The sequence below is a fragment of the Methylicorpusculum sp. genome, assembly GCF_030651835.1.
Classification (GTDB): domain Bacteria; phylum Pseudomonadota; class Gammaproteobacteria; order Methylococcales; family Methylomonadaceae; genus Methylicorpusculum.
Genome location: NZ_JAUSBX010000040.1, coordinates 41,038 through 54,528, shown reverse-complemented (window position 1 = coordinate 54,528; position 13,491 = coordinate 41,038). Strand labels below are relative to the sequence as shown.

The following is a 13,491-nucleotide window of genomic DNA, read 5'->3' as shown; positions in this document are numbered from 1 at the left end:
GATTTTGAACAGCTTTAGCTGGCCCGAAGGGCGAAACCCAGGGATGGGTTTCGTAGCAGTATCGCGGTTGTCGGTCCGCGAACCGACTCCACTTAAGCGTCGCGATAGCGACACAAAGCCTTTTTTAGGTTTCAAATAAACTCAATCTTATAGTTAATCCGGAAAAAGTAATAGTTTAACTATCTGATTTTCTATAGTGTTTTAATGCGTTTGCCCTGGGTCGTGGACAGGTTGATATCTAGAACTAAACCCAGAATAAAGATCTGAATGTTAATTATTGTTAAAGAACCATTGGGGTAGAACACGATGAAAGTTTATCGAAATAATCGGACACTGATGATTTTAGCGTTTACAGCGATTGCGGGGTGCGGAGCAATACGTCCTGTTTCTGCAACGAATCCAGTGCCAACTGCTGAGTTTTTAAATGGACGGGAATGGCTGCTGGAAGATCTGGGCGGGCACGGTGTGCTGGATCGCGTTCAGGTGACGCTAAAATTCCACGAAAAAAATAAAATTTCAGGCCGGGCTTCCTGTAATCAATACAGTGGGCAGGTTGAGATCGATGAAAAAGGAGGCTTCAGGGTTCTAAATAACGGCTCGATACCATCAACAAAAATGATGTGTCCTCCTGCGGTATCGTTACAAGAAAATCGTTATCTGGATGCTTTGAAAATGGCGCACAGGATTGAGATGGATGAACCCTATCTATTGATTTATTCACCCAAACTGAGCAAGCCATTAAAGTTTACTCAAAAGTAATGTCAAGATGGCCTTTTTACGGTAAAAAAACTGGAAACTCCTGATTAAAAGAAGTCTCCAGTTAATGTTTTTTACGCCTTACAGATTGAAAATCTAAAGGTGCAGAATGTGTCTGCCGAGGACCGCCGTGAACCCGTCATAGGAGCTTTACGGCAGCTTCCCTGCTGCCGAAATCCTCGCCAATTACACCCAGCACCTTCCGGAAACGAGATGTTTTTCGATCAGATAGGAGTTACTATTTACTGATGATTTCCAACTGTACGCGACGGTTTTTGGCGCGGCCTTCTTCCGTTGCATTACTGTACATGGGGTTATTCAAGCCATAGCCTCTGGACGTAATGTTGCTTGAATTGGATTTTTCCACCAAGAAGTTTTTAACCGCTTCCGCTCTTCTAATGGATAATCCCAAGTTATGTTGTGCCGAACCGGTGCTGCTGGTATGGCCTTGAACTTCAATTTTGACATTGGGATGCTGTTGAATAGCAGTGGCAATATCTTCGAGTTCATGGAAATACTGGCGCTTGATCACGGCTGAATCGTTATCAAATTTGATATCGACTATCCAGCAGCCATATTCGTTGACATGAGTACCCGGTAAGGTATTTGGACACTTATCATCGCAATCGTTGATGCCGTCTGAATCTGAATCAAGCGTCGTACAAACCGGAACCGGATTGCCTTGCTTCAGAAAAACCTGTTTGACAAAGTCAGCCATGCCATCAGCGCTGGCAATAGTTTCCGCATTGGTGCTAAATCCGCAACCGGCAACATCGGAGAGTTGTTGCAATACTTGTTGTCCGGATTTTTCTTTATGATTGCCCACCCAAATAGAGTAGACGCAGAGTCTATCACCGTAACGTTGTTTCATCGCTTTGACTTCGGCGATACCGTTTGAATCCAGATTATGACCGTCACTGAGTATGACGACGGCGATATTGCCGGATGTGCCTGCCAGATCTTCCGTTGTGCCGCTTAATCCGCTGGAGATGGGTGTGCCGCCGCTGGCGCATTTCAAGGTATTGATGCCTGAATCAAACGTTGATTGGGAATAATCGGTAGGCGGGTAGTTGAGTTGGGTAAATCCCCAGGATAAACAATCGCCATAACCGAAGCTACGAATGCTGGTGGTCATTTTCAGGTTTGGAATCGTCAAATTCATCCGGCTCAGGATTTCCTTTTCGACGGAAAACTTGTTAGGAGTGGGCTGAGCAACATAGATTGAGCCGTGATAATCATCATTCATTGATGAAGATGAATCATTGAGAACAAAGAAATTATCGGCTTTTTGTATATATTGCCCGGAAGCCACCATCGGATTAAGGTCTTGAGCCTGGAATGCCTCAAAGGTACTGGTATGAGTCGCACAGCCCGAAGCCAGAAGGCTTATAAATGCGGCTGTAAAAAGATTTTTCTTTTTCATTATCGTATCTCTTTAGTTAACTACAACATTTAAAATGATGTCGTAACACTTCAAATACATAACATCACCACACGTTAGTCATGAATTTATCGGAAATTATCAAGCTTTCCTCAGCCAACAATGCCGCATTGCAGTAAAAGATAATCCAGTAAATTGATAACCCTCCCCCCCCATGATGAAATTTCTGAAATCTTACGAAATGTCTTACATATACCATGAGGCAAATTGAGGATTAAGGCTCATGAGCACTCGATTTTCGCATAAAAAAAGACCATCTGAAAGCCTGTGTCATCAGGTGAGAAATTATTTAAATTAATGATTTCAAACGCTCAATATTTGCACATAAGTAGAGCATCAATGTCCTTTTTTGGAGCGGAAAATTACGGAGTTTACGGTTTAATCAAAAATACAGCCGATAGCTGAATTCCGCCTGGTTGAAGTCGTCATGATTATTCCAAAAGTGTTTTACCGAGAACCGTAAAGCCTGATTTTGGCTCAGCACAAAGTTGTGTTCAAAGCCGGCATGATAGAGATAGGAACCATCGATAAAAATTTTTGAATCAATTTCCACTTGGCTGGTACCCCATTTTGAATAATACAAGTGGCCCAGACTGATGCCTGTGCCCGGTTGTAGATGATGATCGAAGTGCTCATTGTGTTCCAGGTGGGCATTGATAAAGCTGTAGCTCAGGTTGTTATCTATCCAGGCATAACTCAAGCCGGCACCACCGTTAAGATAGCCTGACAATTTATCCTCACCGTAATTTTGATAAGCCAGGCCAGTTGCCAGGCGCCAGGAGATGGGCTGAAAAAAAAGATCGCGAGGGCTGAGTGAAGTTATGTTGAGCAGTTCCAGTTTTTGTAAGCGATACCGGTTGTCTTCGTAAGCGCGCGCGGTCAGGTCAAAAAAGTTGATGGCTGCGCCCTTAAAATAGCCGTCCGGGTTATCGAGCAGATCATGATAATTAAGCCGGTAACCGAGTTCAGCATATCCTTTGCCGTCGTCAAATCCGCCTCCCAGTGTTAAACGCTGGGAGTTATGGCCGGTTTGCGGGGCGCTTGGGGTCGCTATTTCCGGCTCCGTCTGGATTTCTTGGGGATAGCGGTTCAATAGATTCAACATGCGGTAACGGCGTTTGGCTGATTCCGCCGTTCTTTCTTTGCCAATGGCGCGTTGACTCATCAATTGATAAGCGGCCGAGACCATTTGTTTTTGAAGGCTAATGGGTGCTTGTTTAAAAGTAACGGTATCGGCAACAGTCATATCATGCGATAGCTGCTCAACAAGAGGTTGGTAATGCTGGGGTATGGAAGCCAAGAGGCTTTTCAGTTTTCCGGTTTGTGATGGCCGATAATGAACGGATTGAATAAAGCCCTGGTCATGAATGGCCTGCACAATTTCGGAAGGAATCGCCGTCAATGAGAATGATTCGGTCAGCTGACTGCCTGGCCTTGCGACTTCCAGTAATTCCAGCAAGCGAAAGGAACAGTTTTCTGAGATATAAAAATAATCGAATTCGATGTCTTGTAATTCCCAGAGATGATTGAGTAAACGATGGGTTTCGTCCGGGGTTAAATTCAGATGGTATTCCCATAAGTCCCTGTTTTCCATGAAGCTGTATTCCTTGATTTTTTGATAAAAAGGCATCAGCTGGAATAAGCCGGTGTAACCCCCCGCCAAACCTTTGAAGGCATAAAAAAGAGAATTATCGTTTTCATCGACAATGGCGCCAAAGTTCAGTGCATAGGCCAGCCAATCGGTATCGTTTTCATCTTTTGGCGGGTCCAGTCTCATCAAGGTATGACCGAACATTGAGGAGGGACTGTTCAAATAGGCTGAAGCAAAGATCAGGCTGATGCTTTCAGTATTCATTTCCTTACGCCACTTTTCATAAGTTGGGCAGGCGGGTCTTACGAATTCTTGAGCATCCTGCGGCAGCACTTTTGATAACCATTGCAATCGGGCCGGAAAGCGGCAGCTGGCGTGTTGATCGCCTTGCAGGGCTGGATCGGTCAATGCAGAAAGGGTTGCCCTTAGTTCAGCTAAGGGGTTCTGTTGGCCGTCTGGTGCCAAAAAAAATTTGGTATCATCGACATAACTTTGCCATTGGCCGCTCAAAGCTTTATGTTGGTAATGGATGAGCGACAGCCATTCGTGGCTCTCGGCCAATTGTTTTAGGAATGAGGGGGCAATTGTTTTGGCGTCTGCTAGCGAGCCAGCGCTGAAAAACAGACATACAGCAGCAGATAAGACAAGGCGGTTTAAATGATGAGACATGTCAGGCGTCACCGCATCTCAGTCAACGCTGGGTTGGAAATTGACTTCATGAAGCCCAAGTCTTGAGTTATACCTTTCGCACTTCAAATTTCGGCAGTGCCTAAGGCGTCAACGGGTTGTTCGGCATAGAGCCTATAGGGATGTATTTACGGCGTCCTTTGACGGGCACCCCGGTGCCGAATTTCGATCTACGATGGGTATAGAAGGCCGGGTTATTCATTGAATAGCCCGGCTTTTGTTCAGTAGTCTGTCTAAATGAGGATATGACTAAATCCTGAGTGCCGGTGATCTCAGCTTAAACCGCGTATTTGGCTAAACGGGCATCGTTTTTCATCAGAACAAAAAGGGTGTCTACAACGTGCTCAGCGCTTACGTTTTCAGAAGGGAATAATTTTTCAAAATTAGCGTGAGCAATTTCAGCAAAAACAGACCGGTCCTGTTTTTCTATGCCGAATACGACCGCTACTGTATCCAGTGCTTCACCATTGCCTTTGGCGACATCTTCGGAAAATTCGGTCATGATTTGCGACACGGTCATCGCATTCTTGCCGGAATAGGTGAGCCTTCCACGAGTTGAACAGCCGTTCGTTCCGCTGGTCATGCCAAAGGTGTTGTTACCAAACGAACTGTTAAAAGTCGAGGCCATAAAATGATAGCCTGCGCCGGCTTTGCCTTCAAAAAGCATATTGCCCCAACCGCAGTTGGGTCCGCCGGGCGCGTCAGCGAATGCGGATGAAGAAGCGCTTATTAATATAGTTACCAGGGCTAGTTTTTTCATAATCTACTCCGTGTTTGAAAGGAAATTTCAACAATAAATAAAACGCATCAGATTTATCGTTAAAGAACGACAAGCTTAGCGCTAGACAGAATTCTCGACAATAGTTTTTGCCTGCTGGTCCGCATGATAAGACGAACGGACCAATGGCGCGCTGGCGACATTTTTAAATCCCAGCGATTTTGCATGCTCGCCCAGTTCATCGAATTCCTGAGGAGTCAAATAACGTTGTACAGGAAGATGCGACTTGCTGGGCGGCAAGTATTGGCCCAGTGTCAGCATACTACAGTTGTGATCGATCAAGTCCTGCATGACTTGAATTACCTCTTCCTTGGTTTCACCAATGCCCAACATCAGTCCCGATTTGGTAGGCGTATTGGGTGCTAATTGTCTGTAATCTTTCAGCAATTGCAAGGAGCCGGCATAGTCGGCACCGGGACGTGCTTGTTTGTAAAGTCGGGGTACGGTTTCCAGATTATGGTTAAACACATCGCAGGGTTGTTCGCTTAAGATGCCGATGGCTTTGGCAATGCGTCCGCGAAAATCCGGTACCAGAATTTCAATTTTGGTATGTGGGGTCTGTTCTCTTATGGCTTTGATGCAGTCCGCAAAATGGCCTGCGCCGCCGTCACGTAAATCATCTCTGTCCACGGACGTAATAACCACATATTTTAAGGCCATGGCTTTGATTGTTTTGGCCAGATGCTGCGGTTCGTCCTGATCCAGCGGCAAAGGCTTGCCGTGCGCGACATCGCAGAACGGGCAGCGGCGAGTGCACAGATCGCCCATGATCATGAACGTAGCCGTGCCGTGTTTAAAGCATTCGGCAAGATTCGGGCAGGCGGCTTCTTCGCAAACCGTATGCAGATTGTTCTCTCTGAGCAATTGCTTGATGCGATTGACTTCTTCGCCAGCCGATAACGAAACTCTGATCCAGTCAGGTTTGCGCAAGGTTGTTTCAGCCGGTTCGACTTTAATCGGGATTCTCGATAACTTTTCGACATTGCGTTGATGAGATTCCGGAGTGAGCCGGGAGGGGGCTTGATAAGTCATGATGTCAGTGCCTCTGAAATGAAGTGGGCAACGGGTATGGCAAGTTCCTGCGTTGTTATGTCTACGCCGAAATCTGCTAACTGGGTTACGGTCAAACCGGCATAGCCGCAGGGGTTGATCCGTGTAAATGGACTTAAGTCCATCCGATTGTTCAGGCTGAGTCCGTGGTAACTGCAATTGTTTTTGATGCGCAGGCCAATTGAGCCGATTTTTTTGTCATCAATATAGACGCCCGGCGCTTCGGGTTTTGCTTTAGCGCCTATGCCGTATTGAGATAAGGTATGGATGATTGCCTGCTCTAACAGCGTCACCATTTGGCGTGCGGTCATTGAATGGTGTTTTGTATCAAGCAGCGCGTAAAGAACCAGCTGGCCGGGTCCATGATAAGTGACTTGGCCGCCGCGGTCAGTGCGGATCACTGGAATATCCCCAGGGTCCAGCACATGCTCCTGTTTGCCGTTAAGACCCAAGGTAAAAACGGGCGCATGCTCTACAACCCAGAGCTCATCAGTTGCTTCCGGATTACGGTTCAAAGCGAATGCCTGCATGGCCTTAAAAACCTCGTCATAAGGCTGTTGACCCAGAAAACGGAGTATGGGCTGCATGAGCAGGGCCGCGAATCAGAGCGCCATCAGTACATGAGGCGAGTCAGTCAAGTCTTGATAGATCGCATCCAGTTGTTGCTTGCTGGTTGCGGTAATCGTGACCGTGACAGCGGTGTATTTTCCGCCTTTACTCGGACGGGATTGAACCGAATTTTCGTGAATATTTTCGACATGTCTGCGGACAATTTCCACGACATGCAAATCCAGTTCAATCGTGCTGGTTCCCATCGCTTTAATGGGAAATTGGCAGGGAAACTGTAATACGGACTCTTGTTCACTCATTATTGTGCTTTTTTGAATGCTTGATAAAGTTGATGCATTTTGTGCCACAGCGGCCCCGGTTTGCCGTCGGCAATATCAGCGCCATCCAGATTGACGACAGGAATAATTTCCCGGGTCGAACTGGTGAGCCAAATTTCAGAGGCTGATTTCAAGGCTTCGAATGCAATGATATCTTCACAATAGGATATGGCGTTGGCTTCGGCAATTTCAAGAATCAAATCACGGGTGATGCCGGGTAAAATTTCAGGGCCTTTGGGTGGGGTGATTAACACGCCGTCCAGTACGACAAAAATATTACTGGCCGCACCCTCAGTCACATAATCTTCTTTGACCAGGATCGCTTCGGCGCAGCCTTGATCGATAGCGGCCTGTCTTTGCAGAATGTTGGCCAGTAAAGTAATTGCTTTGATGTTGCAGTGGCCCCAGCGATTATCTTTCACCGTGATTGCTTTAACGCCTTGGTCCAGATCAGGCAATGGCACAATCGGAGAGCTCATCGCAAAAACGGTAGGGACAGTGGGAATGGGGAACGCATGATCGCGTTTGGGCGCTACACCCCGGGTAATCTGCAGGTAAATGTATTGGTCCTGATCCGGTGTCAGTAACGGCTGCAATAGTTCTGACCATTGCTCACGGCTATGCGGGTTGACCAGACGGATGCTGTCAAGGCTGTTTTCCAGGCGTTCGAGATGTTCCTGCAAGCGGAACAATCGGCCGGAATAGGCAGGGATGACTTCGTATATACCGTCGCCGAATAAAAATCCACGGTCAAGAACAGAGACTTTTGCTTCGTTCAGCGGCAGATATTCACCGTTCAGATAGACAGTTTTAGTATCAATGATCATTTTTTTACCAATAAAATAGCAGCATCATAAATTCTGCGGAACAGGTTGCCTTTTTCGATTGTAGACAATGCGATCAGTTTTTGGTCTGCTATCACTTCGCCTGCCAGGCTCACGTTGACTGATCCCAGTGCGTCTCCAGCTTTTACCGGTGCGAAAATCTTCTGATCGAAGTTCATGACGGCTTTCAGGTCTTTGTATTGACGACGCGGAATGGTGACATACAAATCATCAGCCAGTCCAAGTTGCAGTAATTTTTCGTCACCTTTCCAGATGCGGGTCTCTTTAAGCGGTTCGCGGCCTTTGTACAGATGATGAGTTTCATAAAACCGAAAACCGTAATTCAGTAATGTGCGGTTTTCAGCTGTACGTGCGCGCTCACTTTTAGTGCCCATTGCGACGGATATCAACCGCATATTGTCGCGGACAGCAGATGCGACCAAACAAAATCCTGCCTCTTCGGTATGGCCTGTTTTGACGCCATCAACCGTTTCATCGGACCACAGCAGTTTGTTCCGGTTACGTTGCGTAATTTTGTTATAGGTAAATTCTTTCAAAGAGAACCATTTGTAATATTCAGGATATTCTTTGATCAGCGCGCGGGTTAAGATTCCTAGGTCACGAGCACTGGTATAGTGCTCCGGATTGGGTAAGCCCATGCTGTTGGTAAAATGAGTGTTAGTCAAGCCGAGTCTAGCAGCTTGCTGGTTCATCATTTCCGCAAAGGTGGACTCATCTCCGGCGATATGTTCAGCCAGCGCCACGCTGGCATCATTACCGGATTGAATGATCACGCCATGCAGCAGTTCGCTGACCGTGACTTGTTTATTGACTTCAATAAACATGCGTGACCCGGGTGTGCGCCAGGCATTGGGGCTGACATTAACATTCTCATCCAACTGCAGATGGCCCTTACTCAGCTCATTGAACGCAACATAGACGGCCATGATTTTGGTCAGGCTTGCCGGCGGCAGTCTGCTGTCTGCGTTATTTTCGGCTAGAACACGTCCACTGTTGGCATCAATGAGAATATGCGAGGACGCTGCAATAGTCGGGGGAGGCGGGATCAGAATTTTATCTTCACCTTGCCCTCCGGCTGCGGCTAATGTCAGAGGCGGCAAGGTCATCATGAAGGCGACAACGATAAAAAAATACAGGGTTCGGTAAATCTGTAAAAGTGTCATCTTTTTAAAAACTTAAGCTATTGGAATGGTTGCGTTATTGTACCAGTGATTGACCTAAAATGACGGGTCGTGTTTCATTTTGCTTAGCTGATGCGGCGTTTTGACGCGCTCAATATTCACTTAATTGAGCGGTGTTTTTCATTTCAGTTAAAGGCTAAAGGTCGTGACGGTATCAATTCACGCGCCTTAACCCCCTCATTCATCAGAGTGGTTTAGACCGGGTCACCTCTTGGCGATTGGTCAGCGCCTGACTCAGTTGAAATACGGCCATGGCATAAAGCGGACTGTGATTGTAGCGGGTAATGACAAAGAAATTTTCAAGGCCCAGCCATAAGTCATCGCCATGAGTTTGCTCAAACGCCATGAGTTTAACCGGAAGATTAGCTGGCAAAGTAGCTAGAGGCTGAACTTGATACGCTTTAAGTTTACCAATTGTAGTGTCGGTTTTAAGCGCGCTGTTTAACAAGGTTTTGTGTTTGTTACCAATAGCGGTTGCCTGATAGGCAATAGCCTGACCTTGTTTCCATTTGTGCTTGGCTAAGTAATTAGCGACGCTGGCAATTGCGTCAGCCGGATTACTCCATATATCCCTCCGACGGTCATTTTCAAAGTCGGCTGCAAAAGACCGGTAACTGCTGGGCATGAATTGGGGTAAGCCCATTGCACCGGCGTAAGAGCCCACTGGCTTTAGCGGATCCATGTTTTCTTCGCGGCACAGCAGTAAAAACTGTTCCAGCTCGCCGGTAAAAAAGGGGCTGCGCTTTGGGTAGTGAAAAGCCAGGGTTGATAGCGCATCAATAACACGGTAGCTGCCTTTGTTGCTGCCGTATTGGGTTTCGACACCGATAATGGACACTATGATTTCTGCCGGTACTCCGGTTTGTTGTTCAACTTTTCTTAGTGTCTCGCTATTTGCCTGCCAAAATTTCAAACCACCATCAATGCGTGCTTCGGTCATAAAAATCTTGCGGTATTTGTGCCAGGGCATCGCTTCGGCTGGCCGGTTCATGGAATCGATAATCTTGGATTGCATAGACACGGAGTTAAACAATTGATTTAAAGTCGGTTCATCAAAGTGATGTTTAGTGACCATTTTTTTGATAAAGGCATTGACTAGCTCCGGCTTTCCAAGAGGAGTAACCACGGCCTGTTCGGGCTGGTTTGCCTGAGGTCTGGCAATGCGGGCATTTTGTTCAATCGTCGCCGGTTCCTGAGCGGGCGTTGCTGCCGCAGTTTTAGTGCGGTCAGGAAGTGTTGAGCAGCTGCATAGAATTAAACCGGTAATACCTATCAGAGAGGATGCTTTTATTTTATTTATCATGGTCAAGAGGCTAAAAATTTTTTATGAGTATGAATGGACATGAGAATACCAAATCCGGCCAGCAATGTAATCATTGATGTGCCGCCGTAACTGACGAGCGGGAGGGGGACGCCGACAACAGGCAATATGCCGATTACCATGCCCATATTAACGAAAACATAGACAAAAAAGGTAAATGACAAACTCCCTGCTAACAGCCGGCAATAGGTGTCCTGAGCTTGCAAGGCGATATAAAGACAGCGGCAGATAATCGCGAGGTAGATCAGCAGCAAAACGATACAGCCGATTAAGCCGAATTCTTCGGCAAAGACGGCAAAAATAAAGTCGGTGGAACTTTCGGGCAGAAAATCAAGCTGGGATTGTGTGCTTCCCTGCCAGCCCTTGCCATAGAGGCCGCCGGAGCCGATTGCAATTTTTGACTGGATGATATGATAGCCTCTGCCCATAGGATCCGCTTCAGGGTTTAGAAACGTCAAAACACGATCCCGCTGGTAGTCCCTCATGAAATGCCAAAGCACCGGTGTTAACGATGCCATTACTATGGTCACAGAGATGATGAACTTCCAGGAAAGGCCGGCAAAATAAATGACGGCAGCGCCGGAACTGGCGACCAAAATGGACGTGCCAAGATCGGGTTGTTTGGCTATCAGCAATGTTGGAATAAGAATATACAAACCGGCTATGCCCAGTTGTTTCCATTTAGGTGGCAGTGCCGTTTCGGAAAGATACCAGGCGATCATCATGGGCGTTGTGATTTTTAACATTTCCGATGGCTGAAATCGGAAAAATCCCAGATCCAGCCAGCGTTGTGCGCCTTTGCCTATCTCGCCCATTATCAAAACGGCGATCAGAAGAGCTACTCCAATACCGTAGAGCAAGAGCGAATGACGTTTGAATTGATAAGGATTAATGTGAGCCAGAACCGTCATCAGCACAAAGGCTGCGCCGATGCGGGCGCCTTGACGGACGAGCACCTGAATATCTTGTCCGCTGGCGCTGTAAAGCACCAGAAAACTCAGACCGGTGACCATCAAAAGTCCGGCGAGTAAAGGCACGTCAATATGAAGCTTTCTAAGAATATCGCCGATCAGAGAAGGCGGATCCAGTTGTTCGCTGCGTAGTTCAGTTTTCATTGGCTTTGTCCTTCAAATACTGGCGAATCACTTGTCCGGCAATCGGGGCGGCAACGGTGCCTCCGTGACCGCCATTTTCAACAACAACGGCGACAGCAATCTGGGGGTCGTGGGCGGGTGCAAACGATATGAACAAGGCGTGGTCGCGTAGCTTAAAGTCGATTTGATTTTCATTGTATTTGGCGTCCTGTTTAACGGTAAAAACCTGAGCGGTCCCTGTTTTTCCGGCGATTTGATAGTCTATGCCTCGGCTGATGACTTTGGCTGTGCCTCTGGCGCTATGCACAACGCTGACCATGGCTGAAGTGACTGTGTCTACATTTTGCGGTTTCAACTGCAGCATTTTGGGCTCAGCAGCAGGGGGCAGCGAAGTGATGCCGTTTGTCACCAAATGTTCGACTAAATGGGGATTGACGACATTACCTTTGTTGGCAAGCGTTGCTGTTCCTCTGGCCAGTTGCAGTGGTGTAAATTGTGTATAGCCTTGGCCTATTCCGGTGATGACGGTTTCGCCGGGGTACCAGGACTGATTCCGGGCTTTGCGTTTCCATTGTTTGGAAGGGAGCAGGCCGGGTTTTTCTCCAACCAGATCAATGCCGGACAATTCCCCAAAACCAAATTCAGTCAGAAACGAATGAATCTTGTCTATGCTCAGGGCCAACGCAAGTTCATAAAAATAAACGTCGCAGGATTGAACAATTGCGGCGTTCATATCTATCGTGCCATGGCCGCCTTTTTTCCAGTCACGGTATTTATGCTTAACATTCGGTAATTGAAAGTAACCCGGGCAGAACTTTCTTTGTGTCGGTGTGATTGCCTGGTATTCAAGGCCGGCCAGCGCCATAAAGGGCTTGATGGTTGAGCCTGGCGGATATTGCCCCCGCAGTGCCCGGTTGAACATGGGTCTTGCGTCTGAGGTTTGCAGTTCGTTATAGCTGTTGCTGTCTATGCCGTAAACAAAGGGGTTGGGGTCGAATCCGGGGCGGCTGGCAAACACCAGCACACCACCTGTTTTGATCTCAATGGCAACCACTGCACCGTTGTATATGTCCAGCGCATCATAAGCCGTTTTTTGTAAATCTATATCCAGGCTTAAATACAGATTGGACCCGGCTATCGGATCGATTGTTTTAATTGTGCTTATGGGCCGTGATTGGGCGTTGGTTTCAATTTCAGCATAGCCTGATTTGCCATGCAAGGCAGTTTCGTAGGCCAGTTCAATGCCTGCTTTACCGATGTGGTGACTACCTCTGTATTCCGAAGCAGGCAAGCTTTTCAGTTCTTCTTCGTTGATGCGCCCGACATAACCAATCACATGGGATGTCAAGACATCGTAAGGGTAATTTCTGACCAGTCGCGCTTGTATATCAACGCCGGGAAAATAAGGTCTGACGGTTGCAAACCGGGCTATTTCCTCTTCGGACATGCGCAGCAATAAGGGTATGCTGGTGAAGCGCTTTTCACGTTTTCTGAGTTTCTGGTAAAGCTCAATCTTTTCGTCCGGGATTTCAAGCAACTTCTGAAGACGGGCGAGCGTGTCATCCATGTCTTTTATTTGTTCCGGAATCAATTCCAGGCTGAAGGTCGGCGTGTTTTCGGCAAGCACTCTTCCTTTTCTATCGAAAATAATGCCGCGAGTGGGGGGAAGCGGCGCTATCTTGATATGGTTGTTATTGGCCAGTGTCGAGTAATGATCGTGGCCGATGATTTGCAGGTAGATTAATCTGACGATGAGTCCGGTACTTAACAAGCCGATAAAAATTAACGCAATTGCCGCTCGGCGCACAAAAATGCGATTTTCTTCATGGGTGTTTTTTATGGTGTGCGATCTCGACATGG

At 47.2% G+C, this 13,491-nt stretch carries 12 protein-coding genes; 1 reads left to right on the top strand and 11 read right to left on the bottom strand.

From position 1 onward, the window contains the following. The first annotated feature begins 306 nt into the window (after nt 1-306). On the top strand, nt 307-759 hold the full coding sequence (locus Q7V32_RS05170; protein WP_304895913.1) for an META domain-containing protein: 453 nt from the start codon (nt 307-309) through the stop codon (nt 757-759). Nucleotides 760-994: 235 nt separating this feature from the next. Here Q7V32_RS05170 and Q7V32_RS05165 read toward each other — a convergent pair whose 3' ends face one another. The 11 genes from Q7V32_RS05165 to mrdA form a co-directional block, all read right to left on the bottom strand. Beyond that, the gene (locus Q7V32_RS05165; protein WP_304895912.1) at nt 995-2,179 is read right to left on the bottom strand and encodes an OmpA family protein; all 1,185 of its coding nucleotides are present in this window, start codon (nt 2,177-2,179) and stop codon (nt 995-997) included. A 400-nt stretch (nt 2,180-2,579) separates the two neighbouring features. After that, entirely contained in the window at nt 2,580-4,457 is a 1,878-nt protein-coding gene (locus Q7V32_RS05160) for a DUF4105 domain-containing protein (protein ID WP_304895911.1), read from the bottom strand. Nucleotides 4,458-4,752: 295 nt separating this feature from the next. Continuing rightward, on the bottom strand, nt 4,753-5,235 hold the full coding sequence (locus Q7V32_RS05155; protein WP_304895910.1) for a DUF3015 domain-containing protein: 483 nt from the start codon (nt 5,233-5,235) through the stop codon (nt 4,753-4,755). A gap of 81 nt (nt 5,236-5,316) precedes the next feature. After that, nucleotides 5,317-6,285 carry a lipoyl synthase gene (gene lipA, locus Q7V32_RS05150; protein WP_304895909.1) on the bottom strand — a complete coding sequence of 323 codons (969 nt, stop codon included), beginning with the start codon at nt 6,283-6,285 and terminating at the stop codon, nt 5,317-5,319. Beyond that, entirely contained in the window at nt 6,282-6,890 is a 609-nt protein-coding gene (gene lipB / locus Q7V32_RS05145) for a lipoyl(octanoyl) transferase LipB (RefSeq protein ID WP_304895908.1), read from the bottom strand. The genes lipA and lipB overlap by 4 nt, the downstream gene beginning before the upstream one ends. A 15-nt stretch (nt 6,891-6,905) precedes the next feature. After that, the gene (locus Q7V32_RS05140; RefSeq protein WP_159651670.1) at nt 6,906-7,172 is read right to left on the bottom strand and encodes a YbeD family protein; all 267 of its coding nucleotides are present in this window, start codon (nt 7,170-7,172) and stop codon (nt 6,906-6,908) included. Continuing rightward, nucleotides 7,172-8,011, bottom strand: coding sequence for a D-amino acid aminotransferase (locus tag Q7V32_RS05135; protein WP_304895915.1), 840 nt, complete (start codon nt 8,009-8,011; stop codon nt 7,172-7,174). Before Q7V32_RS05135 ends, Q7V32_RS05140 begins: the two co-directional genes overlap by 1 nt. A gap of 2 nt (nt 8,012-8,013) precedes the next feature. Then, the gene (locus Q7V32_RS05130) at nt 8,014-9,198 is read right to left on the bottom strand and encodes a D-alanyl-D-alanine carboxypeptidase family protein (protein ID WP_304895907.1); all 1,185 of its coding nucleotides are present in this window, start codon (nt 9,196-9,198) and stop codon (nt 8,014-8,016) included. Between the two features lie 202 nt (nt 9,199-9,400). Next, nucleotides 9,401-10,519 (bottom strand): lytic murein transglycosylase B, encoded by a 1,119-nt coding sequence (mltB, locus tag Q7V32_RS05125; RefSeq protein WP_304895906.1) that lies wholly within the window; start codon nt 10,517-10,519, stop codon nt 9,401-9,403. Nucleotides 10,520-10,521: 2 nt separating this feature from the next. Continuing rightward, complete coding sequence (rodA, locus tag Q7V32_RS05120; RefSeq protein WP_304895905.1) at nt 10,522-11,652, bottom strand: rod shape-determining protein RodA; 1,131 nt, start codon at nt 11,650-11,652, stop codon at nt 10,522-10,524. Continuing rightward, nucleotides 11,642-13,489, bottom strand: a complete 1,848-nt coding sequence (gene mrdA / locus Q7V32_RS05115) for a penicillin-binding protein 2 (RefSeq protein ID WP_304895904.1) — start codon at nt 13,487-13,489, stop codon at nt 11,642-11,644. Before mrdA ends, rodA begins: the two co-directional genes overlap by 11 nt. Between the last annotated feature and the right edge of the window lie 2 nt (nt 13,490-13,491).